Origin of the sequence: Enterovibrio qingdaonensis (assembly GCF_028683135.1) — a bacterium.
GTDB lineage: Bacteria > Pseudomonadota > Gammaproteobacteria > Enterobacterales > Vibrionaceae > Enterovibrio > Enterovibrio qingdaonensis.
The window spans coordinates 68,938-94,979 of record NZ_JAJUBB010000015.1 but is presented as its reverse complement, the minus strand read 5'-3'; the positions used below and the strand labels follow the sequence as shown (position 1 = coordinate 94,979).

Annotated in this window: 22 protein-coding genes; 7 read left to right on the top strand and 15 right to left on the bottom strand. The window is 47.3% G+C overall.

Going from position 1 to position 26,042, the window contains the following annotated elements; all coding sequences use genetic code 11:
- Window positions 1-152: 152 nt before the first annotated feature.
- Both LRP49_RS18155 and LRP49_RS18150 read left to right on the top strand, forming a co-directional pair.
- Window positions 153-791, top strand: coding sequence for a YchE family NAAT transporter (locus LRP49_RS18155; RefSeq protein ID WP_274143728.1), 639 nt, complete (start codon window positions 153-155; stop codon window positions 789-791).
- 92 nt (window positions 792-883) lie between these two features.
- Complete coding sequence (locus LRP49_RS18150) at window positions 884-1,714, top strand: ion transporter (protein WP_274143726.1); 831 nt, start codon at window positions 884-886, stop codon at window positions 1,712-1,714.
- 60 nt (window positions 1,715-1,774) lie between these two features.
- Here LRP49_RS18150 and LRP49_RS18145 read toward each other — a convergent pair whose 3' ends face one another.
- The 3 genes from LRP49_RS18145 to cysS all read right to left on the bottom strand — a co-directional run bounded on the left by LRP49_RS18145 (window position 1,775) and on the right by cysS (window position 5,854).
- The gene (locus tag LRP49_RS18145) at window positions 1,775-2,728 is read right to left on the bottom strand and encodes a porin (protein WP_274143724.1); all 954 of its coding nucleotides are present in this window, start codon (window positions 2,726-2,728) and stop codon (window positions 1,775-1,777) included.
- 520 nt (window positions 2,729-3,248) lie between these two features.
- Window positions 3,249-4,205 (bottom strand): porin, encoded by a 957-nt coding sequence (locus LRP49_RS18140; RefSeq protein ID WP_274143722.1) that lies wholly within the window; start codon window positions 4,203-4,205, stop codon window positions 3,249-3,251.
- 263 nt (window positions 4,206-4,468) lie between these two features.
- Entirely contained in the window at window positions 4,469-5,854 is a 1,386-nt protein-coding gene (cysS, locus tag LRP49_RS18135; RefSeq protein WP_274143721.1) for a cysteine--tRNA ligase, read from the bottom strand.
- A gap of 272 nt (window positions 5,855-6,126) precedes the next feature.
- On the opposite strand from cysS, the gene LRP49_RS18130 reads away from it, so the two are divergent.
- The 3 genes from LRP49_RS18130 to LRP49_RS18120 all read left to right on the top strand — a co-directional run bounded on the left by LRP49_RS18130 (window position 6,127) and on the right by LRP49_RS18120 (window position 8,178).
- Window positions 6,127-6,624: a peptidylprolyl isomerase gene (locus LRP49_RS18130; RefSeq protein WP_274143719.1), complete on the top strand. Its 498-nt coding sequence runs from the start codon at window positions 6,127-6,129 to the stop codon at window positions 6,622-6,624.
- A gap of 38 nt (window positions 6,625-6,662) precedes the next feature.
- Window positions 6,663-7,400, top strand: coding sequence for a UDP-2,3-diacylglucosamine diphosphatase (gene lpxH / locus LRP49_RS18125; protein WP_274143718.1), 738 nt, complete (start codon window positions 6,663-6,665; stop codon window positions 7,398-7,400).
- Between the two features lie 163 nt (window positions 7,401-7,563).
- The gene (locus LRP49_RS18120; protein ID WP_274143716.1) at window positions 7,564-8,178 is read left to right on the top strand and encodes an EAL and HDOD domain-containing protein; all 615 of its coding nucleotides are present in this window, start codon (window positions 7,564-7,566) and stop codon (window positions 8,176-8,178) included.
- 42 nt (window positions 8,179-8,220) lie between these two features.
- Here LRP49_RS18120 and LRP49_RS18115 read toward each other — a convergent pair whose 3' ends face one another.
- Entirely contained in the window at window positions 8,221-9,708 is a 1,488-nt protein-coding gene (locus LRP49_RS18115) for a CoA-acylating methylmalonate-semialdehyde dehydrogenase (protein WP_274143714.1), read from the bottom strand.
- Between the two features lie 18 nt (window positions 9,709-9,726).
- Window positions 9,727-11,061 carry an omega-aminotransferase AptA gene (aptA, locus tag LRP49_RS18110; protein WP_274143713.1) on the bottom strand — a complete coding sequence of 445 codons (1,335 nt, stop codon included), beginning with the start codon at window positions 11,059-11,061 and terminating at the stop codon, window positions 9,727-9,729.
- Window positions 11,062-11,245: 184 nt separating this feature from the next.
- On the opposite strand from aptA, the gene LRP49_RS18105 reads away from it, so the two are divergent.
- Window positions 11,246-12,742 carry an aldehyde dehydrogenase gene (locus tag LRP49_RS18105; RefSeq protein ID WP_274143712.1) on the top strand — a complete coding sequence of 499 codons (1,497 nt, stop codon included), beginning with the start codon at window positions 11,246-11,248 and terminating at the stop codon, window positions 12,740-12,742.
- Window positions 12,743-12,820: 78 nt separating this feature from the next.
- On the opposite strand, the gene LRP49_RS18100 is transcribed toward LRP49_RS18105, so the two are convergent.
- The gene (locus tag LRP49_RS18100; RefSeq protein ID WP_274143711.1) at window positions 12,821-14,419 is read right to left on the bottom strand and encodes a sensor domain-containing diguanylate cyclase; all 1,599 of its coding nucleotides are present in this window, start codon (window positions 14,417-14,419) and stop codon (window positions 12,821-12,823) included.
- Window positions 14,420-14,636: 217 nt separating this feature from the next.
- Entirely contained in the window at window positions 14,637-15,941 is a 1,305-nt protein-coding gene (locus LRP49_RS18095; RefSeq protein WP_274143710.1) for an NAD(P)/FAD-dependent oxidoreductase, read from the bottom strand.
- 332 nt (window positions 15,942-16,273) lie between these two features.
- Between LRP49_RS18095 and LRP49_RS18090 the strand changes: the two genes are divergently transcribed.
- Window positions 16,274-16,822: a cupin domain-containing protein gene (locus tag LRP49_RS18090; RefSeq protein ID WP_274143765.1), complete on the top strand. Its 549-nt coding sequence runs from the start codon at window positions 16,274-16,276 to the stop codon at window positions 16,820-16,822.
- 38 nt (window positions 16,823-16,860) lie between these two features.
- Here the strand turns inward: LRP49_RS18090 and LRP49_RS18085 are convergent, their stop codons facing one another.
- The 8 genes from LRP49_RS18085 to LRP49_RS18050 form a co-directional block, all read right to left on the bottom strand.
- Window positions 16,861-18,189, bottom strand: coding sequence for an NAD(P)/FAD-dependent oxidoreductase (locus LRP49_RS18085; protein ID WP_274143709.1), 1,329 nt, complete (start codon window positions 18,187-18,189; stop codon window positions 16,861-16,863).
- Between the two features lie 52 nt (window positions 18,190-18,241).
- A complete protein-coding gene (locus tag LRP49_RS18080; RefSeq protein ID WP_274143708.1) occupies window positions 18,242-19,078 on the bottom strand; it encodes an ABC transporter permease subunit in 837 nt (278 codons plus the stop codon).
- Complete coding sequence (locus LRP49_RS18075; RefSeq protein WP_274143707.1) at window positions 19,075-20,028, bottom strand: ABC transporter permease subunit; 954 nt, start codon at window positions 20,026-20,028, stop codon at window positions 19,075-19,077. The genes LRP49_RS18080 and LRP49_RS18075 overlap by 4 nt, the downstream gene beginning before the upstream one ends.
- Window positions 20,025-21,149 (bottom strand): polyamine ABC transporter ATP-binding protein, encoded by a 1,125-nt coding sequence (gene potA / locus LRP49_RS18070; protein ID WP_274143706.1) that lies wholly within the window; start codon window positions 21,147-21,149, stop codon window positions 20,025-20,027. The genes LRP49_RS18075 and potA overlap by 4 nt, the downstream gene beginning before the upstream one ends.
- Window positions 21,150-21,221: 72 nt before the next feature.
- Entirely contained in the window at window positions 21,222-22,322 is a 1,101-nt protein-coding gene (locus LRP49_RS18065; protein ID WP_274143705.1) for a polyamine ABC transporter substrate-binding protein, read from the bottom strand.
- A gap of 133 nt (window positions 22,323-22,455) precedes the next feature.
- Complete coding sequence (locus tag LRP49_RS18060) at window positions 22,456-23,844, bottom strand: aspartate aminotransferase family protein (protein WP_274143704.1); 1,389 nt, start codon at window positions 23,842-23,844, stop codon at window positions 22,456-22,458.
- A gap of 55 nt (window positions 23,845-23,899) precedes the next feature.
- The gene (locus LRP49_RS18055; RefSeq protein WP_274143703.1) at window positions 23,900-25,246 is read right to left on the bottom strand and encodes a glutamine synthetase family protein; all 1,347 of its coding nucleotides are present in this window, start codon (window positions 25,244-25,246) and stop codon (window positions 23,900-23,902) included.
- Window positions 25,233-26,012 carry a gamma-glutamyl-gamma-aminobutyrate hydrolase family protein gene (locus tag LRP49_RS18050; RefSeq protein WP_274143702.1) on the bottom strand — a complete coding sequence of 260 codons (780 nt, stop codon included), beginning with the start codon at window positions 26,010-26,012 and terminating at the stop codon, window positions 25,233-25,235. The genes LRP49_RS18055 and LRP49_RS18050 overlap by 14 nt, the downstream gene beginning before the upstream one ends.
- Window positions 26,013-26,042: the final 30 nt, after the last annotated feature.

The following is a 26,042-nucleotide window of genomic DNA, read 5'->3' as shown; positions in this document are numbered from 1 at the left end:
AACACCGCCTTTAATACAATATCGAGAATTTATCTCTATCAAACCCTCTACATATTGGCATTTAATCTTTCATCGCTATACTAGCGGCCAAGATGCAGATTATGAGATCTGCGTCAGGTTCTCTCCTTTATATACCCACAGAGTAATTGGGAATGAATAGCATCGAGCTTGTAATATTTTTTCAATTTTTCATTGGCTTGTTCGCCGCAGTGAACCCGCTAGGGATCATGCCAATATTTGTTTCTTTAACTGCGCATCAAGATCCTGTTGAGCGGAACAAAACCGCTTATACCGCCAGTATTGCAGTCGCAGCTATTTTGATCATATCCCTTTTGGCCGGCCAGTTACTGTTAGATTTCTTTAGTATCTCGCTTGATTCGTTCCGTGTCGCAGGTGGTCTGCTGCTGGTTAGCATCGCGTTTACCATGATGAGCGGTAAGCTAGGTGAGGATAAACAAAACAAACAAGAGCAATCCGAATCCGTCAGCAGAGAACAAATCGGCGTTGTTCCTTTGGCTATGCCGCTGTTGGCAGGTCCAGGTGCGATCAGTTCGACGATTGTTTATGCCAGCCGCTACCCAAGCTCTGTTGATACGGTTGGGCTAATCGCGTCGATCTGTGTCTTTGCAGCGGGTATTTGGGGATTACTCAAACTTGCGCCAACAATTGTAAAGTTCTTGGGTCAAACAGGCATCAACGTCATTACCCGTATCATGGGCTTGATCCTCGCGGCTTTGGGCATCGAGTTTATTACAAATGGCCTTCGCGCGCTTTTCCCAGGTTTAAGCTAACCGCACACCTACCTTCTCTGTCACCCACTGCCACACAAGTGGGTGACGGCTGCTAAACTTCTCATAAACCACCCTTTTCTTTGAGAGCAATCATGAGCAGGAATGCTGTTCAGGAGTACCTCTACACGACCATCTTTGGCACTGAAACCCGTGATGGGAAAGCCTTTGATATCGCTTTGATCATCATCATTATCGCGTCGATTGTGGTGTTGATGGCAGAGTCTATCGGCGAAATGCAGGCAAAGTACGGATTCTGGTTCTTCACGATTGAGTGGGGCTTTACGATTTTCTTTACCATTGAATATGCATTACGCCTGTATTGCTCCCCCGCGCCAAAAGCCTATGCCAAAAGTTTTTACGGCATTGTCGATCTCTTGGCGATACTCCCCACCTATTTAGCAATGCTCTTCCCTGGCACCAATTACTTAATGGCGATACGTTTGTTGCGGGTGCTTCGTATCTTTCGCGTGCTGAAATTGATGCGATATTTACAAGAATCCGACGTATTGTTATCAGCACTAAAAATGTCAGGCAGAAAAATCTTTATCTTTTTCTACGCTGTGATTGTGTTGGTCACCATATTTGGATCATTAATGTTTGTCATTGAAGGACCCGAGCATGGTTTTACGAGCATCCCCTACAGTATCTATTGGGCGATCGTGACAATGACAACGGTCGGCTATGGTGACCTCGTCCCCCAAACCGACGTTGGTAAAGCGTTGGCCTCGATTACCATGCTGATGGGTTACTCCATTATTGCTGTGCCGACCGGCATTATCACGGCTCAAATGGGGCAGCAGTTAAAAACCCAACGACAAGCGACCAACTGCCCTAACTGTTCAAAAGCAGGACATGAAAACGATGCGTCTTTTTGTAAGTACTGCGGGAGCGATTTGAATGCGATTGCGAAAAGTGAAGAGTGAAGAGTGAAGAGTGATGCACACAAAAAAGGAGCCTTTCGGCTCCTTTTTATTTTCAGGCACTTAGAAGTCGTAACGCAGACCAACCTGAATTTGGTCGTCATTGCGGTGACCATCTGTTTTCAGTCGATCAAACTTATAACCCGCGTATGCAGTGAAGTCTGCACTGACTGTGTATGCGCCTTCAATCGCGTGATAATCAACTTCATCGACACCTTGAAGGCTGTGGTTATTGTCTACATCTTTGTAGTTGTATACGTACTGAACAGCGAAATCATTCAGGGTGTAAGATGCAGCAAACTCGTAGCCTTCTAAGTCTACATTGTCGATTTCACCGCGCGTTACTAATGCACCGACGTAAAAGTCATTCAGAGAATATGCCGCTGACAAGTTGTATTGTTTCGCTTTCTCATCATCTTGCTTACCATCGACGTAACCCGCACCGATTTGCAGACCAAATGGCAATTCATAAGCAACCGAAGCACCTGAGCTGTAGTTGCCTTTCTCTTCTTCTTGAGCATGGTTCACGGTAACAATCACTGAGTCAGCAAAGGTATTGCTGTACACAAAGTTATTGTCCACTTTATCCGCGTTACCCTTCGTGAGATCTGCAGCGTCTCCACCAAAGGTATAAAGGATATCCGTCGCGTTGGTCAGAATTACCTGAGCTGAGTCTTGTTTACCGTAGGAAAACGCACCGTAGGTGGTATCAAAGCCCGCAAACAGGTAACGGTTGTCGATGTCTGAGGTTTCTGCATTCAGTTCTGCCTCGTAGAAACCAAATACAGATACGTTGTCATTGACCTTCGTTTCACCCGCGATATTGATACGGGCTCGGCTGATGTCATCAAATGATGTGGTGCTATCTGATTCGTTTGCATCGGAGATGTTGAAACGTGCTTCAGCACGACCACCAATCTCCAGACTTGAGTCATCATCAGAATAGACAGTAATAGCTTGTGAAGAAGCGGCAGCAAATGTACCCAAAATGGCAGTAGCTAGAACAACTTTTTTCATTATTTTACCTTTTAGTTCAGGGAGTAAACACCTGAAATCAAGGTAACGTCTCTTTCTATTTGATGAAATATAAATCGGGAATCTGTTTAGCGTGGGTTAAGGTTTATTTCAATTTAATTAAAAGAGAGCAATTTCTATTCATTGCGCATTTATTAATTATGTATAACTATAGCTATTACGCATGTTTCAATAAATTATTATACGCATATTTCGTTCAGGTGACATTCAACGTATTGTGTTAACCGTCGAAAAAACAAAATTAATACGATAAAATTCAACTTATATTCAGGTTGGTTTATTAAAGTGACTTCGAAGGCATTCGAAGCGGAAGGATCTGGTGAGCTGCCTTTACTTGCAAGCTAGGAAGGCAGGCAAGGTTACTTACTGTCCTTTAGTAACCTTGACTGAGAGATCTCCCCTCGCAGAATGCCCTTTCAACGCGGTCTTTCTGGTCCTTCCCTAGCTTGCTCCCCACACGAATGCTCTCGTATATAGGATACAGTAAGCTCGGATGTATCTGTTAGAAGCTGTAACGAATACCTGCTTGTAGTTGGTTATCGTTCGCTTGACCATCCAGTCGATTAAATTCATAACCAGCATAAGTAACAAAATTATTTGTTATATTATAAACGCCTTCAATCGCATTACTATTTACGGCATAGTCGCTTATTTTTGCTGCGGTTTTATAATCTGAATCTCGATAGTTATATACATATCTGAATATAAAATCCCCTAACGTATATTGTGTGGCTATTTCATAGCCTTCAATATCTACGCTATCTATTTCACCCGACACATATAATGCACCGATATACAGATCTTCCCATGTATAGGCTAAAGCGAAATTATATTGGTCTGCATCTACACTGCCTTGTTCACCTGAGATATAACCCAGCCCCACCTGAATACCAACGGGTGATGTATAGAATACCGATCCCCCGCCCGTGTAGTTGCCTTTGTCGTCGTCTTTGATGTAATTCAGCGTTAGCGTCAGATCCATAGGTAGCTGTGTAAGATAAACAAAGTTGTTCTCTTGCTCATCGGCATTGCCATTTAGAATATCTGCCGAGTTACCGCCGAATGTCTCCATGATGTCAGTAACATTGGTCACAATCACCTGCGCAGAGTCTTGAATACCGTAGGAAAACGCGCCGTAAGGTGTGCCAATACCGGCGTACATATAGCGGTTTTTGATGTCAGAACTGCCTGAGAACATCTCACCGTTGTAGTAACCGAAGACATGTATGGAATCAGTAACTTTTGTTTTACCGTCGATATAAAGGCGGGCACGGCTGATATCATCAAATGAGCTTGAATTACTCGAATTCAGTTCATTTGCATCAGAAATATTAAAGCGTGGCTCTACCCGTCCACCAATATCCAATGAAGCGTCTGCCGTTTTGTATATGTTGACTGCTTGTGCACCAAAGCTAATCGTACTGCTGATTAAGAATGCGATAGTCGTTAGCTTGTTCATACTTCCTTCCTCAAATGTTCACTCAATGCCATCTCTGGCCGAAAGACTACTTGTGAAGGATTGTCGATAACTTGGGCTAATTAGTTCTAACTAGTGAGAAATCACGACATATAGCAATACAGTCTCATAACGCGTATCGCTTAGTCGCCTGATAAGGCGAAAATTAAGGGGATTCGTGAATAAAATTCACCCACTGCAGATACAAAAAAACGGTGCGATTGCACCGTTTTTGTTTTGATAAAAAGCGTGTAGATTGTCGTGAATTACTTACGGCGCCAAGTGGTACCAGCAGCACCGTCTTCCAGCACAATGCCCATTTCGGTCAGTGCATCACGCGCAGCATCTGCTGCTGCCCAATCTTTGCTCGCACGTGCATCGTTACGTGCTTTGATCAAGCCTTCGATTTTAGCGACTTCATCATCACCGCCTTGTGCATTTCCTTTAAGGAATGCTTCAGGCTCTTGGCCCAATAGGCCAAGCACATCTGCCAGCTCGCGCATACGCGCGGCCAGTTTCGCCGCTGAAGATTCATCTTCCGCTTTCAGGCGGTTAATTTCACGCGCCATATCAAACAGCACTGAGTACGCTTCTGGCGTATTGAAGTCATCGTCCATTGCCGTTTTAAAACGTTCAACGAACACTTCGCCACCTTCTGCAGCTACGGACAAATCCAAACCACGAAGAGACGTGTACAAACGCTCAACCGCAGCACGAGCTTGCTTCAGGTTTTCTTCGCTGTAGTTCAATTGGCTACGGTAATGACCAGACATCAAGAAGTAACGAACAGTTTCTGCATCGTAATGCGCAAGAACGTCACGAATGGTGAAGAAGTTACCCAGTGATTTTGACATCTTCTCACGGTCAACCATTACCATGCCGCTGTGCATCCATGTATTTACATACTGGGTGTCATGCGCGCAGCACGATTGTGCAATTTCGTTCTCGTGGTGTGGGAACGTCAGATCTGAGCCACCGCCGTGAATATCGAAGTGATTACCCAAAATGGCGGAGTTCATTGCTGAACATTCAATGTGCCAACCTGGGCGACCAGGACCCCAAGGTGATTCCCACGTTGGCTCGCCTGGCTTCGACATTTTCCAAAGCACGAAATCTAATGGGCTTTTCTTCGCTTCTTCGATATCAACACGCGCGCCCGCTTGAAGCTGGTCTAGGTCTTGGCGAGACAGTTTGCCGTACTCGTCAAATTTCGCCACTTCAAACAGTACGTCACCGTTTGATGCCACATAAGCAAAGCCGCGTTCGATAAGACGTTCCACCAGCTCAACGATCTCTGCAATGAATTGCGTCGCACGAGGTTCAACATCCGGGCGTTTCATGTTCAGTGCGTCAAAGTCTGCATGCATTTCGCCAATCAGACGCTCGGTTAACGAATCACAGGTTTCGCCATATTCGTTAGCACGCTTGATGATCTTGTCGTCGATATCGGTGATGTTACGTACGAATTTCAGGTCATAACCTGAGTAACGCAGGTAGCGGGATACCACGTCAAAAGACACAAAAGTACGACCATGGCCGATATGACATAAATCGTAAATGGTAACCCCACACACATACATGCCAACCTTGCCAGGCTGAATAGGTTTAAATTCTTCTTTTTGCTTGGTGAGGGAGTTGTAAATCTTCAACATGGTAGTCGGGTTACCCATTACAATAAAACAGTGAATATAAGAAAGGCATATTACACCCTTTCCTTTGGTTTTAGGCAAGGCAATACAAGGGAAGGACTAAGAATTCGACTAAGAGAAAAGCACTTGGCTCGATCTATGTGCTTTTTTCGCGCGAGATCGGTTGAATGTGACTACCACTGAGATAGAATCAACCGTTTAAAGCCAAACGCGTTCAGGGAACTTACTTGAGTCCTTGGGTTGCAACGTTAACAGTCCCTAATTAGGAACATATCATGGTTACGCTTCATACCAACTTTGGTGACATCAAAATCCAACTTAACACTGAGAAAGCGCCGGTAACTGCAGAAAACTTTCTGCAATACTGCCGCGACGGTTTCTACAACGGCACGCTTTTCCACCGTGTAATCGATGGTTTCATGATCCAAGGCGGCGGCATGGCTTCTGGCATGGAAGAGAAAGAAACCCGCGCGCCAATCAAGAACGAAGCAAACAACGGTCTGAGCAACAAAATCGGCACACTGGCGATGGCTCGTACTATGGAACCGCATTCTGCTAGCTCTCAGTTTTTCATCAACGTTAACAACAACACCTTCCTAGATTTCAAATCTGAGTCTATGGACGGTTGGGGTTACTGTGTATTCGCAGAAGTCGTTGAAGGCATGGACATCGTGAATAAAATCAAAGATGTTGCTACGGGTAACTGGGGTTACGTTCACCAAGACGTACCTGTTGAAGAAGTTATCATCGAAAGCGTTACCATCGAAGAATAAGATGTTGAGGGGCAGTGGATTTCCACTGCCCTCTTTCTATGACCGTATTATTTATTTCAGATCTCCATCTCAGCCCATCTCACCCGGAAATCACACACTGCTTTTTTCGGTTCTTAAAGGAAGAGGCAACGGAAGCATCTGCACTCTACGTGCTAGGTGACCTTTTCGAGTCTTGGATTGGCGATGATGATGAAACCCCCTTACACGTAAGTGTTGCAGCGGCATTTAAGTCTTTGCACGATCGTGGTGTTCCCGTGTATTTTATTCACGGTAACCGCGACTTTCTGGTTGGAAAACGTTTTGCCAAGCAGGCAGGCATGACTTTACTCCCAGAGCATTGCGTCATTGATTTGTTCGGTAAACCCACGCTGATAATGCATGGTGATACGCTTTGTATTCAAGATGAAGCCTATCAACGGTATCGCAAGAAAGTGCATAACAAATTGATTCAATGGCTCTTCTTCCGTTTACCTTTACGTATCCGAAAGAAAGTTGGTGAAAAGCTTCGCCAAAGCAGCAGTGACAGCAACCAACTCAAATCTTATGACATCATGGACGTGGACCCGAGCGAGGTGATTCGTGTGATGGACAGTGAAAACGTAACACAATTGATTCACGGACATACCCATCGTCCTGCCAAGCATGAGATAAGTATTAGCAATCAATCTGCACATCGAATTGTGCTCGGTGACTGGTATACGCAAGGCTCAATCCTTCGCTGTACCGCCAACGGATGCGAGTTGGAAACCCGCGCATTTGACGCAATACCTCCCTAACTAAAAATTTCAGAAAGAAAAGTTTGCCAGATCAAGATGAGAAAAGTATGGTTTGCACCGTTATTTTTCATCGCGAAATATCAGACTTAATTAACACTCTCAACTTTGAGACATTTTGTACACTTAGTTTCGTATCTTTATTTCAAGGCACATCGAATTTTTTATGAGTTCTCGCATCGCACGACAAGCCATTTTCGACCGACAACACAACGTTGTGGCTTACGAACTCCTCTTTCGCGAAGGTAAAAGCGATTGCTTTCCTTGTGTACCTTCAAGGTATGCCACCCAGTCTGTGCTGGAAATATTGTTTAGCCAAGGGCTCCAACCGATATCTCTGACAGACAACAAACCTGTTTTCATCAATTTTGGTTTCGAAAGTCTGGTCGACGGTACCGCACTGCAATACCCCAAAGACTCTCTCATCGTCGAGGTGTTAGAAGATTGCGAACCCAACGCCGCACTGTTTTCAGCACTCACTACGTTGAAGTCCCATGGGTATAAAATTGCGTTCGATGACTTTGTGCCTAGTGAACGCTGGCTGTCATTTATTCCACTTGCGGATATCATCAAAATCGATTTTCAACAGCTATCTTTTAGGGAAATCGAAGCCTTTGTTTCCCAATACCGACATGCCTTTTCTTTCCAGTTATTGGCGGAAAAAATAGAGACTCAAGCTGAATGCGAATTTGCCCTCGCATTGGGATTTGATTTATTCCAAGGCTACCAGTTCAGCAAGCCTGAACGTCTCGAACATGCCGAAGCCATTAAGGTTGCATAAAAAAAGGAGCCAAAGGGCTCCTTTTTGATTGGCCTTTAAACCTTACTTCATCGTCGGCATGATAAAGTCGGCCTGAGCCCTTAATCCCGTAGGCCAGCGCGCCGTAATGGCTTTGCGCCTTGTGTAAAAACGCACACCATCCGGACCATGCATATGCAGCGCCCCAAATAAAGATCGTTTCCAACCACCAAAGCTATGAAACGCCATTGGCACAGGAATGGGAACATTGACACCTACCATGCCCACCTGAATTTCATGACAGAACTGACGTGCTGCATCACCATTTTGGGTGAAAATGGCGGTACCGTTGCCAAACTCGTGCTCGTTAATCAGCTTAACTGCTGTTGCATAGTCAGGTACGCGAACCACAGCAAGTACAGGCCCAAAGATTTCATCGCGATAAATCGTCATCTCTGGCGTAACGTTATCGAACAAACAGCCTCCTAGGAAGAAACCTTCGCCACCTTCGGGTTCAACACCTCTTCCATCAACGACCAAGGTGGCACCTTCTTCCACACCGGCAGCAACATAACCTTCTACTTTTTTCAGGTGATCGGCTGTGACCAACGGCCCCATTTCCATGCCTTCAATTACCCCGTTACCCACGCGCAGAGCCTCAACTTTGGGCGTCAGTTTTTCTATCAAAGCATCCGCAACATTACCGACAGCTACAGCGACAGAAATCGCCATACAACGTTCACCCGCTGATCCATATGCTGCTCCCATAAGGGCGGCAACGGCCTGATCTAAATCTGCATCTGGCATCACCACCATGTGGTTTTTCGCACCACCTAGTGCTTGAACGCGCTTCCCATGATGCGAGGCAGTGCTGTAGATATACTCTGCAATTGGGGTTGACCCTACAAAGCTTACCGCCTGCACATCAGGGTGTGTCAGCAATACATCCACCGCCTCTTTGTCACCATTTACGACATTGAAGACACCATCAGGAAGTCCTGCTTCTTTCAGAAGCTCTGCAATCCGCATAGTTGAACTTGGGTCTTTTTCCGATGGTTTCATGATGAAGCAGTTTCCACACGCAATGGCGATTGGAAACATCCACATCGGTACCATCACGGGAAAATTAAAGGGAGAGATACCCGCCACCACACCAAGCGGTTGATTGAGCGACCACGAATCCACGCCATTTGCGATTTGTTCGGTAATTTCGCCTTTCAACAAATGGGGAATACCACAAGCAAATTCCACCACTTCCAATCCACGCGTCAGCTCGCCTTTCGCATCGTCCAAGACCTTACCGTGCTCTTGCGTAATTAGTGCGGCGAGTTCGTCAATGTGCTCTTCCACCAGCGACTTAAACTTGAAAAGCACACGTGCTCGTCGAAGCGGCGACATTTCAGACCACACCGGAAACGCCGCTTTTGCCGATGTAATAGCCGCTTCAGTTTCACCCGTTGAAGCGAGAGAGACTTCCCCACTCACTTCGCCAGTGGCAGGGTTATACAGTGCCTGTTTGCGCTCGCTTTCTACGGTATGACGTCCGTCGATATAATGTGTTACTGATGCCATGTTGTTCTTCCCTGAAAGTTATATTGAATTTCGTATCGCTTTTTCTAACGTACTGACAATCTGGTCGATGTGTTTGGATTCAACGATGAGTGGTGGCGACATGGCGATAATATCTCCCGACGCACGCACTAACAGGCCGTCATAAAAACATTGCGTGAACACATCATAGCCACGCTTGCCAACGCCCTTCTCACTCGGTGCAAACTGAATACCCGCAATGAGCCCCGTGTTCCTCACATCGATAACATTGGGCAAATTAGCCAATGAATGCACCGCATCTTCCCATTCCACTTCCATCTCTCGCGCGCGCTCGAAGAGTTTCTCATCGCGATAAATATCCAAGGTTGCCAACGCTGCTGCAGCCGCTACTGGGTGCCCTGAATAGGTATAGCCGTGGAACAGTTCAATCGTATCTTCCGGTGCCTGCATACAAGCGTCATAGATTTTCTCACTGACAATCACCGCCCCCATGGGGATAGCACCGTTTGTTAGTGCTTTGGCCGTAGTGATAATGTCAGGAATAACGTCCCAACGCTGGGCGGCGAAAGCATCTCCCACTCGACCAAATGCGGTAATGACTTCATCAAAAATGAGCAAGATGTCATGCTTGGCGGTGATTTCGCGAAGACGTTTTAGATAGCCGACAGGAGGAAGAACAACCCCCCCAGAACCAGACATTGGCTCCACCATCACAGCGGCAATATTCTCCGCGCCATGTTGCATGATGAGGTGCTCTAAATAGTCCGCCTTCTCAATACCATTTTCCGGTAATCCTTTAGAAAACGCGTTTCGTTCGATATCCAGCGTATGGGGAAGGTGAGCCACACTTGGCAGAAGTTGGCTGTTAAACGCTTTGCGGTTATTCACCATGCCACCCACAGAGATTCCACCAAAACCTGTACCGTGGTATCCAAGCTCACGACCAATAAACATGGTGCGATTAGCATGGCCTCGCGCACGTTGGTACGCCAATGCAATTTTTAACGCCGTATCACCAGACTCCGATCCCGAGTTGGTAAAAAAGACATGGTTCAAATCACCAGGAGCCATATCCGCCAAACGTTCAGCCAGTTCAAACGGGAGTGGATGCCCCATCTGAAACGTTGGCGCGTAATCCAGCTCAGAAATCTGTCGACTCACCGCCTCGGTGATTTCCTGTCGACTGTGTCCTGCGTTACAACACCAAAGGCCTGCGGTGGAATCCAGCACCGAATTGCCTTCTACATCGGTGTAATACATGCCTTCAGCTTTGACGAGCAACCTCGGGGTCGTTTTGTACTGACGGTTTGCCGTAAACGGCATCCAAAAGTTATCCAGACTCGTCCCTTCGCTGCGTGTTTTTTGCACTGCCATAGTCACGTTTCCTTACTCGTTACACGTTGTCGTTTGGACAACACCATGTCAAATATAATGAACAGTATATAAACTGTGTTCAAGATAAAAAGAATAATTTGCGAAATTGTAAAATATTTTGAAATAGTGCACAGTGAATACATCGTGTGTGTTCGGTATAAATCTAACGAAAGGAATGGAATTTATGAGTGCTCGATTGTCTCGCAATGAGTGGGAAACGATGGCGCAATCACTGACCATCGAAGGCCGCGCATTTATTGATGGTGAATACCAAAACGCCACCTCTGGTGATACCTTTGACTGCTTTAGCCCCATTGATGGACGGTTACTCACAAAGGTTGCAAGTTGTGATTTGGACGATGCTAACAAAGCCGTCGTCAGCGCAAGGAATACCTTTGAGAGCGGGGCGTGGTCTCACCTTCCGCCCGCTGAACGGAAAAAAATCGTTATCCGTTTCGCTGAGCTCATTGAAGAAAACGGTGATGAACTGGCACTGCTTGAAACCCTCGATATGGGTAAACCTATTCGCTATTCCAAAGCCGTAGATGTTTACGGTGCCGCACGCGCCATTCGCTGGTCGGGCGAGGCAGTCGACAAGATTTATGACGAACTCGCGCCCACGCCTCACAATGAAATCGGCATGATCACTCGAGAGCCTATTGGTGTTGTTGCCGCGATTGTGCCTTGGAATTTCCCTATGCTGATGGCGTGCTGGAAACTTGGTCCTGCGCTCGCCGCCGGTAACTCGGTGATCCTCAAGCCTTCGGAAAAATCGCCTCTCACGGCCATAAAGCTCGGGCAACTCGCACTGGAAGCCGGCATGCCAAAAGGCGTTCTGAATGTTCTTCCGGGCTTTGGGCACACGGTAGGCAAATCACTCGCATTGCACATGGATGTCGATACCTTGGTATTTACGGGCTCTACACGCATCGCAAAACAATTAATGATCTATGCAGGTGAGTCCAACATGAAACGTGTGTGGTTGGAAGCTGGCGGCAAAAGTCCCAATATCGTCTTCGCCGACGCCCCTGATTTGGACGCAGCCGCAGAAGCAGCAGCGGTTGCGATTGCATTCAACCAAGGTGAAGTGTGTACAGCGGGTTCTCGCTTACTCGTTGAGGCCTCTATCAAGAACACGTTTGTTTCTAAAGTCGTTGAAGCCCTCAAAACATGGCAACCCGGCCATCCTCTTGATCCCGAAACACAGGTCGGTGCGATGGTTGACCAACATCAACTCGATACGGTGCTCTCTTACGTTGAAAAAGGCCAAAACGCAGGTGCCGCGTTACTGTGCGGTGGTCAACGCGTGATGGAAGAAACGGGCGGTCTGTTTGTGGCCCCGACTGTGTTTGATAATGTGAACAATGAAATGGTGATTGCTCAGGAAGAGATCTTTGGTCCCGTCCTGTCGGTCATCACGTTTAATTCCCCCGAAGAAGCCATCGCGATTGCTAACGACACCGACTATGGTCTCGCTTCCGCAGTGTGGACGTCAGATATCAGCAAAGCGCACAAAACGGCGAAAGCCCTTAAAACGGGCATGGTGTGGATTAATCATTATGACGGCGGCGATATGACAGCCCCCTTCGGTGGCTACAAACAATCTGGAAACGGGCGCGATAAGTCGCTGCATGCCTTTGAAAAGTACACCGAGGTCAAAGCGACTTGGATTGCTCTTTAAAGTTTGGATAGCTCTTTGAATACGGGCATCAACAGTAAAAGCCTCGCGATGACGCGAGGCTTTTGGTTTCTGTCATGCTTAAGCGGTAAGTATATGTGCCTGGTCTTTACCTAAACGCTTGGCAACATACATCGCTTGGTCGGCACGCTGCATCAATACCGGTAAATCTGTGTCAAAGGAACAGACTTCCACCCCGCCAATGCTCGACCCAACCCGAATATATTCCCCATCATAGGTGATTGGGCTTTTAATCAGGGTTTGTAACAAACCAACTTGTTCCTTGATGTCATGCTGTTTATTGGTGTGATAGACGAAAGCAGAAAATTCATCCCCCCCTAACCTTCCCAATATCGCACTCTCACCAAATATCGCCCTCATACTGTCTGCGACATGCAATAAGATACTGTCCCCAGCAAAGTGGCTGTGATCGTCATTCACCTGCTTAAAGTCATCAAGGTCAATGTAAAGCAGGAAACCTGTGTGTTGATTATCGAGAGCTCGCTGAACATTTTTCTCAAATGACATTCTATTGTGCAAACCCGATAACGCGTCGGTATGCGCAAGATGAAACACTCGCTGCACCGCCAATTTCCTATTTTGCTGATAACGAGCCGTTATATAACCTGCCAACACACATACTACGCTCAAAAAAGCGATGAGTGAGCCATAATTCGAAAAGCTATGTGCAATGAGGCTGTTGGTTTTTCTCGGAATTAAGGAGATGAGTTCCCAAGACAGATAGCGTCCATTTTTCACATGATATCCACCAAAACAATATGGATTCACCGCGTTTTTAGGCCCAATGCTTGCTGCAGTAAACAGTCCTTCTTCTCTATCTATTTGGAGTGGCTCTGCCGATTTCAACAAGGATTCAATACCGGGAAAGTGTTGATAGATAGTCTGCTGACTGTCCTTGTCGAACATGAACGAGAATTCTTTTTCTGGATGGTGCGTGTGTGACAGGTAGTAGCCATCAGCATTGACCAACATGTACTCAACGTTATCAGACAACGCCAGCAGTTTTACACCATCAAGCAAATGACTTGCGAGGTAATTAAGTACGACCAACCCTCGCTTTTCTCCTTTGTCGTCAAAGACGGGAATCGATAGCCTTATCATTGGCTTATAGGGAATCTCAATCTTTTTCCTTTCCATATTCAAATCAAGTGGAGATACATAGATTTGGTGCTTGCTGAGTGCAAGTGCTTCTTGGAAGTAATAACGTGCACCTTTGGACTGTAGTTGAGCGTCCTCGACGATTTCTGGACAGCCTTGGTTAAAGTTAATCCGCACTCGTTCCCGGCCAGACGTGTCTAAATATCGAACTTGGTCATAAATACCTTTTCGCTTAACGAATGCGTACAACAATGCTTTGTAAGTACTTAGTACCTCCTCGCTATTTGGAGACGAAACTTGGTCAAGGTAGTCGTATATACGTAACTGTCCCGACAGGTCATAAACAAATAAGGTGTCTTTAACCACGGATTTCATCGTTGATTGAATGTAGTGCTTTTGACTTTCAATGATGGTCAGCTGTCTCGCCGCTGCGCGGTCATCCAATTTCTCTTTATGGGTGACGATGTGTGAAAGCAGCACGAGATACATGGCGGCGAGAAAAAACACACTAAATAAGAGAAAGCGGGTGAGAAAATGCTTGTTGAAATCGATGTTAATCATTGCCTTAGTGCCAGTGCGCAGCGCAATACTTCGACAAACCACCTAAGCAGCATCGACGCACTTTTATATAAAAAGGGCGCGGATATTAATCAATTGTACACATGGAATAAACTAAAATTTTTGGCACGACCTAGCCCGACATACCACATTACCAGCGTTTTATAGTGTGGGAATTCGCCGTAGAGCTGCTAAGCCATGCCTTCAATTAGACACGGGACTATTGTAGTGCCTCTAGAATCTTGTAATACGTCATCCCAATAGCCAGCAAAGGCGAACGTAATAGAGGGCCTCCTGGGAATGTCATATGTTTGACCTTGGCGAACACATCAAACCGTTCTGCCGTGCCAGAAATCGCTTCTGCTACCACCCTGCCCGCCATGTGCGTTGCATTGAGGCCATGCCCTGAATATGCTTGCGCGTAGAAAATATTCGGTGCGTCTGGCAAGGTACCAATTTGAGGCAAGCGATTTGCGCCGATACCAATCATGCCGCCCCATTCAAAGTCGATATTCACACCTTTGAGTTGCGGGAATACGCGTTCCAAATTGGGTAGCAACGCTGCGGTTATATCACGCGGGTCTTTTCCTGAATAGGTACACAAGCCGCCAAACAAGAGTCGATTGTCGCCGGAGAGATGGTAGTAGTCCAACGCGATGCTGAGATCAGCAAATGACATGTTCTTGGGAATAGTGCTTGCTACCTGTTCATCGGAAAGCGGCTCTGTTGCGATGATATAGCTGCCTGCAGGCAGAACTTTACCACCGACGTAGGGCTCGAGTTTATTACCAATATACGCATTGCCCGCCAGCAACACGTAACTGCATGTCACCTGCCCATTGGGTGTTTTGACAAGCGGCTTGGTGCCCTTTTGAATTTCTACTGCTGGGCTGTCTTCAAACAGTTGAACGCCAAGACTTGCAGCGGCAACCGCTTCACCTGTCACTAAGTTTAATGGGTGCAAGTGACCACTGCCCATGTCGAGCATTCCGCCGATATAGCGTTCTGAACCAATAACTTCTGATAAATCTGCTTTGCTGAGCATTCGCGTTTCATGGGGATAGCCACTTTCAGCCAACGAATCAAAATCTTCCTGCAATTCCTTCATATGGGAAGGCTTTAGGGCGAGATCGCAATACCCCATCACCAGATCACAGTCGATGTTAAATTCATCAACGCGATCTTTGACGATCTGAACCGCCTCCACACCCATTTGGTTGATAGCGTCGACACCTTCTCGTCCTATCTGATTGGTGAATTGCTCAATCCCATGACCAATCCCACGGATTAGCTCGCCACCATTTCGACCCGATGCGCCCCATCCGATTTTGTTGGCTTCGAGCAACGCAACCGAATAGCCACGTTGCGCCAACTCTAGCGCACAGTTAATACCACTGAGACCGCCACCGACAATACACACATCGACAGTAATAGCTTCAGTCAATTCAGGATATCGCTGCGGGTACTTGGCTGTTGCTGCGTAATAAGACTGCGTATGTGGCAATTGAAATAGAGGCGTACCCATAACAACATCCTTTGTAAAATATAATCAACAAAGCCTAACGTATTTTCATCACGGGGGTGAAGCATAAATTGTACACATCTTCATCAATATCATGACTGGGTCACGTTACCGATTTCCCTACCAAGAACCACGAAAGATGAGTAATGAGATGATGATAAGAAAACAGTACCTTGCGTCCAACAGATCTCACATGAAATGCCCTTTTGCTCGATATTATTTACGGAACCCGCAAAGCGGCACAAAAAACTTGATATAGCGCACAGGGTAAGTAGGATTGAATGTTCAAAATCTACTACAGATACTGTAATGAGTCAGAAAAGGAGTGTGTGACATTGGATATCGGTGCAAACCTCAAGGCAGTACGAAAAGGCCGCGGGCTTTCACAGCGTGAATTGGCTAAACGCGCAGGCGTTACCAACAGCACCATCTCAATGATTGAGAAAAACAGTGTCAGCCCTTCCGTCAGCTCGCTGAAAAAAGTATTGTCCGGCATCCCAATGTCATTGGTGGAATTCTTTTCAGCTGACATGGCCGAAAGCGATACCACACCTGTCGTCTATCGTCAGGAAGACTTGCTTGAAATAGGCTCAGAAACCGTCTCTATGAAAGTGGTCGGTAAAGAATTCCCAAACCGCGCGCTGTCTGTCCTCTCTGAGATCTATCCACCCGGATCAGATTCTGGTGACGACATGCTACAACATGAAGGCGAAGAGTCCGGCATTGTCATTGAAGGCCGTTTAGAGCTCACTGTAGGCGATGATGTGTTCGTCTTGGAAGAAGGTGACAGTTACTACTTCGACAGCAATAAGCCGCACAAATTTGCCAATCCATTTGATACGACATGTCGGTTGTTTAGTGCGACAACGCCTGCGAATTTTTAAAAAAAGCGTCCGACACGGACGCTTTTTTACTTAACAGTTCACACTCCAAGTTTATCCCTCAACGTGTAATACCACGCCCCCAGTGCGGAAAATGGCACACTTAGCATATGCCCACCAGGGAAAGGAAGGTGCGGCAAGCTGGCGAACGCATCAAACCGCTCTGCTTGCCCTCGCAAGACTTCGGACACCAAACGTCCTGCCAAGTGGGTATAAGTTACACCGTGACCACTGCACCCTTGCGAGTAGTAAATGTTACTCCCAATCCGTCCCACTTGTGGCAATCGAGATAAGGTCATCAGGAAATTACCTGTCCAGCAATAATCAATTTTCACGTTGGCGAGTTGTGGAAAGGTTTTAAGCATTTTAGGGCGAATAATCGCTTCAATATTTTCCGGATCTCGCGCGCCGTAAACGACCCCTCCTCCATAGATAAGCCGCTTGTCACCAGATAAACGGAAGTAATCCAACAAGTAGTTACAGTCTTCGACGCAGTAATCTTGTGGCAGCAGACTTGCTGCCATCTCATCGGATAAAGGTTCAGTCGTGACCACTTGCGTACCGCAAGGCATAGATTTCGCTTGAAGCTCAGGCACCAACCCACCAAGGTACGCATTCCCCGCCACAATCAGAAAATCCGCAGTCACGGATCCGCCAGCGGTATGCACTCTCACGGGCTCACCACGAGTGACGCGCTCAACGGCAGAGTGCTCAAAAATTTGTCCGCCTAGGCTTTCTACAGCCGCCGCTTCACCAAGTGCTAGATTAAGTGGATGAATATGCCCACCACTTTTATCCAGCAACCCGCCGACATAGCGTTCAGAACCCACCATATTGCGAATATCATTGGCTGAGAGAAGCTCTAGCTGACTATTCCCATGGCGTTCCCAAAGAGCTTTTTGATGTTCTAGCTCTTTGATTTGTTTATCGTTCAATGCAGCGAAAATACCGCCGTCTTTCAGATCGCACTGAATGTTATATTTCTCGACACGCTCGCGAATGATCTTGCCACCTTCAAACGCCATTTCACCAAACAGTGCCGCTTTGTCTTTCCCTACGGTCTTTTCAATCACGTCAATGTCGCGGCTATAGCTGTTAACAATCTGCCCGCCATTCCGCCCAGATGCGCCCCAACCGACTTTGGCTGCTTCCAGCACAACAACGTTGAAGCCCGCTTCCAATAAATGGAGTGCTGAGGACAATCCCGTATAGCCTGCTCCGATAATGCACACATCCGTTGTGATGTTGTCTTTCAGCGTTTCTCTTGCCGGAGAGGCATTCGCAGACGCAGCATAATAGGACGGCGCATGGTCGGATTGAGTCGCCTGTCTGGGTTGCTGCAACGCAATGGATTCAGTTTGTTCCAACATAATGATTCCGTCCTGATTTATGCTGTTTTGATTACTGCAATGTTGATGAAGCTTATTCTGTTTCCTCTTTCAGTCGTTTCATTTCTTCCAGCGATTTTTGCTCTGCACGCTTGGCGATATACCAAGACAAGAAAGCAAACAGGGAAACAACAAGGATAATCAGCGTTGCCAATGCATTAATTTTCGGCGATACACCCAGCCTTACCGAGGAGAAGACCACCATAGGCAAGGTCGTTGAACCCGGGCCAGAGACAAAGCTCGCGATCACCAAATCATCCAGCGACAAGCTGAAACTCAGCAACCAACCGGCAATTAATGCGGGTGCAATCATGGGCATGGTGATCACAAAGAAGACTTTGAGCGGTGTCGCCCCCAAGTCCATACCCGCTTCTTCAATGGAAAAGTCCAGCTCGCGTAATCGGGAAGAAACCACGACGGCCACATACGCGGCACAAAACGTGGAGTGCGCAATCCATACTGTCGTCATGCCCCGCTCTGCGGGCCAACCAAATAGCTCACCCATCTGTACAAATAGCAGAAGCAGCGACAAACCGATGATGACATCGGGCATGACTAGCGGTGCGGTGATCATATTGGAAAGCGTGAGCCTGCCCCATGAACGACGGAAACGTGTCATGACAAACGCGGCGAGGGTACCGATGATCACTGCCATGGTGGAGCTGTAAAATGCAATCCGCAAACTCGTCCAAACAGCTTGAAGAATCTGCTCATCTTTGAACAATTCGCCATACCATTTTGGGGAGAAGCCACCCCACACTGTCACCAATTTGGAAGCATTGAAAGAATAGATAACCAGGATCAACATCGGCAGGTAGAGAAACACTAAACCTACCCAAAGCATGACCGTGGAAAATTGCCAGCGTTTCATCGGTCAGCCTCCATGTCTTTGGATTGATAGTGGTGGAACAGCGTGATGGGGATAATGAGCAACAGCAACATCACGATCGCCAACGCTGACGCCACAGGCCAATCACGGTTATTAAAGAACTCTTGCCACAGCACTTTGCCGATCATGAGGGTTTCTGGTCCACCAAGTAGTTCAGGTATGACCACCTCCCCAACCACAGGAATAAACACCAGCATGGAGCCGGCAATAATGCCGCCTTTTGACAAAGGCAACGTGACTGTCCAGAAGGTATTAAAGTTGCGGGAGCCCAAGTCAGACGCTGCTTCTAGCAAGCTCCCATCTAACTTCACTAAATTGGCATAGAGCGGCAGCACCATAAACGGCAAGTAGGTATAAACAATGCCGATATATACAGCGATATTGGTATTCAATATTTGGATTGGTTCGGAAATAATGCCAATCCATATCAAGGTGTTATTGATGATCCCCGTGTTGCTCAGTAGCCCCATCCATGCATAAACGCGTATGAGAAAAGAGGTCCATGAAGGGAGCATGATAAGAAGCAACAACACGGTCTGCATTTTGGCGGGGGCTCGCGCAATGGCATAGGCCATGGGATAGCCAAGAAACAAACAACCCAGCGTAGAAATAAAGGCAATTTTTAACGAGCTAAGATACGCAAGGTAATACAAATCGTCGTCAAAAATGCGCAGGTAATTTTCTAGATTCAGCGATATTTCTATCACTTCATCGACGTATTCAAAGATAGCTTCATAAGGCGGTATGGCTAACGCCGCCATAGAAAAGCTTATTTTAAATACGATAAGAAACGGAACAGCGAAAAACAGCGACAACCAAAGGTACGGGATCCCCATGGTGATGTGCCGCCCCTTGGGAAATAGAATGCGGTTTTTATGGGGTGCTTTGATCAGATCAGACACCGAGGTTTTGGGTTTCGTTGATACGGTCATACGCGTAACACCACACCACTGGTGGCCTCCCAGCTGATAAACACTTCATCATCCCAGGTAGGGCGTTCCTGTCGGCGAGAGATGTTTGCCATGCTGCACATCACGACTTTGTTGCTGGGCAACTTTACGTAGTACACCGACGTACCACCAAGGTAGGCGATGTCATGCACCACCCCTTTTGACCAGTTATAGTCTTCCTGCGGCTCTTCGCGAGATAGCAAAGCTTTCTCTGGTCTCAATGCCAACCAGACTTTTTTATCTTCTACATTGGTATCGACGCCGTGTCCGACATAAATGGGTTTCACCGTTTCATGGGATTCAATAATGCAGTGGTCAGTTTCATCCACCACGATTTCACCTTCAAACAGGTTCACTGATCCAATGAATTCCGCAATCATACGGCTATTTGGGCTTTCGTAGATATCGGTCGGCGTGCCCGTCTGTGCAATCCATCCTTCATGCATGATGGAAATGCGCCCTGCCATTGTCATGGCTTCTTCCTGATCGTGTGTCACCATCACGCAAGTCACACCAACACGCTCAAGAATTTCTACCACTTCAAGCTGCATTTGGGTGCGGAGCTTTTTATCTAACGCCCCCATGGGTTCATCAAGAAGTAGGAGTTTGGGGCGTTTCGCTAACGAGCGAGCCAATGCAACACGCTGTCGCTGACCACCAGAGAGTTGGTGCGGCTTACGTTTGGCATATTGCTCCATATGCACCAGACGCAACATCTCGCTGACACGTTCGTCAATATCCGCTCTTTTCAGTTTGTCCTGCTTGAGGCCAAACGCGATGTTTTGCGCCACAGTCATGTGAGGAAACAGTGCGTAAGACTGAAACATCATATTGATAGGACGCTCATACGGTGGCATGTCTGTGATGTCTTCGCCGTCGAGATAAATACGACCGCTGGAGGGTTTTTCAAACCCGGCTAACATGCGTAACAAGGTTGATTTTCCCGACCCTGAGCCCCCCAACAAAGAGAATATTTCGCCTTTCTCGATGGTCAGTGAGACATCATCAACTGCGCGAACATCGCCAAAGAGCTTGCTGACGCGATCGATTCGCAGTAATTCCTGTGTCGTTTTGCCGTTACCGGTACTTTGTGGACTGGTCACACTCCGTCCCTCCCTGTTACTACTCAGACTGTGATTAACGGGGAAAGCCTACGATAGGCCCTCCCCTTTTCCTTACTGGCCAGTTTTCATTCGGGTCCAGGTTCGGTTGTTCAATCGACTGATCTTGAGTGGCAAGACTTCAGACACGAACAACTTCGCCATGACTTCCTGAGGAGGGTAGATGGAAGGGTTATTCAGGACGTCAGGATCCACCAGCTTGTTGGATGCCGGATTTGGATTGGCATACGCCACATAGTCAGTGATCGGCGCGATAACCTCAGGACGCAGAATGTAGTTCATAAATGCATGCGCGTTTTTCGCGTTTTTCGCGTCAGCAGGGATCGCCATCATGTCAAACCAAAGCTGCGCACCTTCACTTGGAATGGCATAGTCAATGACCTGTCCATTCCCTGCTTCCTCAGCACGATACGCCGCTTGGAAAATGTCACCAGAAAAACCGTAAGCAAGGCAAATGTCACCATTTGCAAGGTCAGTGATATAGCGAGAAGAGTGGAAATACGTCACGTAGGGACGGATTTTCGCCAGCGCTTCGCCCGCTTCTTTGTAGTCGCCTTTTGCCGTAGAGTTTGGATCTTTGCCTATGTATTGCAGTACTTGCGGCATCACTTCATCCGCAGAGTCGACCATAGCTATGCCACAATCTTTTAGCTTGGCGGCGTATTTGGGATCCAGCAATAAGTCCAGTTTGTTCTCTGGAATGTCATCGCCAAGGCGTTCTTTGATTTTATCGACGTTATAGCCAATACCATTCGTCCCCCACATATAAGGAATCGCATATTGGTTCCCGGGATCCGCCATTTCAAGGCGTTGCATCAATTTCGCATCGAGGTTGCCACCGTTAGTTAATAGACTCTTATCCAACGGCTGGAATGCACCGGCTTTGATTTGTTTAGCAAGGAAGTTGTTCGACGGTACGACGAGATCATAGCCTGAGTTGCCAGAGAGCAACTTCGCTTCGAGTACATCGTTACTGTCATAGACATCGTAAGTGACTTTGATGCCTGTTTCTTTCTCGAAGTTTTCAATCGTATCTTCGGCGATGTAATCACTCCAATTATAAATACGAAGGATTTCTTCAGCATGTAGCCCAGTTGAAACCATCAGGCCTGCAAGCATGGTTGCCGTGACCTTTAGTCGAGTTGCCATCTTCATGTTCTCTCCTTTGGGTTCTTCCTTTTCGGAGTTAGCTCCTCACTGATTAGCTTTTATTAAATCAGTGTTGATGGTTTGCTAGTGCTCGAGAGCACTAGCACTTTGAACCGTTTTGGTGTTGTTTAACCAAGCGTTAAACAACCCCCTGAGCCTGCAAATGCGATAGCGTCAAATCCAATGCCAACCAGGCTTTTTCAATCAATTCATCTACTTCTTTATGCGTGATCACCAAAGGGGGGCTGATGATCATGGTGTCACCACATGCTCGCATCACGAGGCCATTGTTGACACTGAAGTCTCGGCAAACCTCACCAATTCCCACGTCCTCACCAAATCGTGTACGCGTTGCTTTGTCTTTCACAAGCTCAATCGCAGCAACTAACCCCACACCTCGCGCTTCACCGACAAGCGGGTGCTCTGCCAGCGTTTGCCATTTCGATTGAAGGTAAGGGCCAATGTCATTTTTGACATAGTGGACGAGGTTTTTCTCCTTCATCACACGGAGATTTTCTAATGCGACCGCGGCCGAAACGGGGTGACCTGAATAGGTATAACCGTGGTTAAAGTCACCGCCTTTTTCTTCAAAGGCATTGGCAACGCGATCACTGACTATGACACCTCCCATCGGGATATAACCTGATGTCATCCCCTTGGCGATTGGCATAAAGTCAGGCTTGATACCGAAGTATTGGCTACCAAACCATTCGCCTGTGCGTCCAAATCCGCAAATAACCTCGTCAGCAATCATCAAGATGTCGTATTTCGCTAAAATACGGTTGATTTCAGGCCAGTAGGTAGAAGGAGGGATAACAACACCACCTGCCCCCTGAATGGGTTCAGCGATAAAGGCAGCCACTTTGTCTTCACCGATGTCGAGAATCGCTTTCTCCAATTCCTGCGCAGCCTGAATACCAAACTCTTCCGGGGAAAGATCGCCACCTTCACCAAACCAATAAGGTTGAGGAATATGGTGGATACCAGGAATAGGAAGGCCGCCCTGTTTGTGCATGGCTTTCATACCACCAAGGCTGGCACCGGCAACCGTTGAACCGTGATAACCGTTATGACGACCGATAATCGTAAACTTGTCGGGTTGACCTTTGAGCGACCAATAGTGGCGTACCATTCGCAGAACTGTGTCGTTCGATTCAGAACCAGACCCCGTAAAGAACACTTGATTCATATGATCAGGCGCCAATGCGGCAATCTCTTTTGCCAGTTCAACCACTGGCGGATGCGCACACTGAAAGAAACTGTTGTAGTAAGGCAGTTCCATCATTTGGCGATAAGCGGCATCAGCCAATCGCTTTTCGCCATAACCAATGTTGGTGCACCAAAGGCCAGCCATACCATCAAGAATGCGGTTGCCGTCGCTGTCCCAGATATAAACGCCCTCCGCTCGCACGATCATTCTCGCACCCTTTTCTCGTAGCGATTTATGGTCGCTAAACGGGTGCAAATAATGTGCGTTGTCCAATGCTTGCAGAGATCGTGTATCTAGATTTTGTACGGCGTGAGTCATATCGCCTCCCACATCCTTGTTGGTGATTTAATCGCAACCGTTAGGTTGTCCCCTATTACACTGTCAGTAGCAGAAACTCGCGTTCCCACGAGCTGATCACTCGCTTGAAATTCTCCTGCTCTTTTCGCTTAACCGCGATGTAGCCACGGGCGAAGGACTCACCCAAGTACTCGGCGACTTCATCACAGTCTTCCATTCGCTCAAGCGCATTTTCTAAGGTGTAAGGCAATGTGGGGCTGCGAAGCTCGTAGCCTCTGCCTTGCGCGGGTGGCGTTGGCTTAAGGTCTTTAACCATGCCGATGTAGCCGCAAAGTAAACTCGCCGCAATGGCAATATACGGGTTCGCATCTGCGCCCGGTAATCGATTTTCGACACGGCGGCTTTGTGGTGAACAGCTTGGAACTCGAAGGCCACAAGTGCGGTTCTCTTCTCCCCATTCCACATTGACTGGCGCAGACGTATCAGGAAGGAATCGGCGGAAAGAATTCACATTCGGTGCAAACATAGGAAGCATTTGCGGAATGTATTGCTGAAGTCCTGCGATGTGCCCATAGAATAGCGACGAGCTGGTGCCATCTTCATTGGTGAATATATTTTTGCCGGTTTCTGTGCTCACAATGCTTTGGTGCAAGTGCATAGCACTACCCGGTTCGTCCGTTATGGGTTTGGACATAAACGTTGCCACGACTTCATGTTTAAGTGCGGCTTCGCGTAACGTACGTTTAAACAAAAACACCTGATCAGCGAGTACAAGCGGGTCACCATGACGGAAGTTAATTTCCATCTGCGCCACACCCTCTTCATGGATCAAGGTATCAATGGCAAGTCCCTGCGTTTCACACCAGTCATACATGTCTTCAAACAGTGGGTCGAATTCATTGGCCGCATCAATCGAGAATGACTGACGCCCGGTTTCTACGCGACCTGAGCGACCAATCGGTGGCTCTAGAGGCAAATCGGGATCATCACAACGCGCGGTGAGATAGAACTCCATCTCAGGTGCAACGACAGGCTTCCAATTCTTGTTTTCGTAAAGCTTAAGTACTTTTTTCAATACGTTACGAGGCGTAAGATCGATAGGATTTCCCATCTTATCGAAGGTGTCGTGAATGATTTGTGCTGTTTTCTCAATCGTCCAAGGAAGCAGATAAACCGCATCCTCATCGGGTTTACAAATGAAGTCGATGTCTGCTTCATCGAGCAGTGCGTAATACAAATCGTCATCGACATAGTCACCCGTGACTGTTTGTAAAAGTACGCTTTCAGGCAGCCGCATTTCTCCTTCGTGGAGAAATTTATCGACAGGTGCAATTTTACCGCGAGCAATCCCTGACAGGTCGCTGACGACACACTCAACTTCAGTGATTTCGTTGTCCTTTAACCATTTCTTAAGCTTGTTCATAGTTTGTCTCACGTTCCTTTGCCTTCAGCCGACAGGCGTTTCCGAATACTTCGAAGATAGCTGAATAAAAAGGATTTTTTGTGACTTCCCACTCAGGATGCCACTGAACCCCTAAAGCAAATTGTTTAGCATGTATGACAGAGACAGCCTCAATAAGACCATCTGGCGCGTAAGCTTCTGGCCGCAATCCCTTGCCTAATCTGTCTATGCCTTGAGTATGAACAGAGTTAACGTCAGCAGAGGAACGGCCCCACGCCTCGCAGAGCACACCCCCCGGTTCAATTGTAATTGTGTGAGATAAACCATATTGCACGCCCACGGTTGCGGTCTTGTCTTCGCGGTGTTCAATATAGCCACCTACGTCGTGCAGTTTTTGGTGAAGTGACCCACCAAACACCACGTTCATTTCTTGAAAGCCGCGGCATATCGCCAACACTGGAATACCAAGCTCAACCGCGCGTTTCAGCATCGGCAATGTGGTGGCATCACGCGCAGGATCATGATGGGTATCTGAGTCACTGGCTTCACCATCGTAATGGTGAGGCTCGATATTTGAAGGTGATCCCGTAAACATCACCCCATCAAGGTTTGAGAGAAGACGATCCATGGGTAAGGCATCAGCCAACGCAGGAATGATCATCGGGCAGCAGCCTGCGCCGTCCACCACGCTCCGCACATACTTATCGCCTGCAATATGAAAAGGATGCAGACCTAGCTGGCTGGTACACGCTGTAACACCGACAAGTGGCATCACGGACTGGAGCATAAACACCTCAAATATCTATCCCTAGAAAGG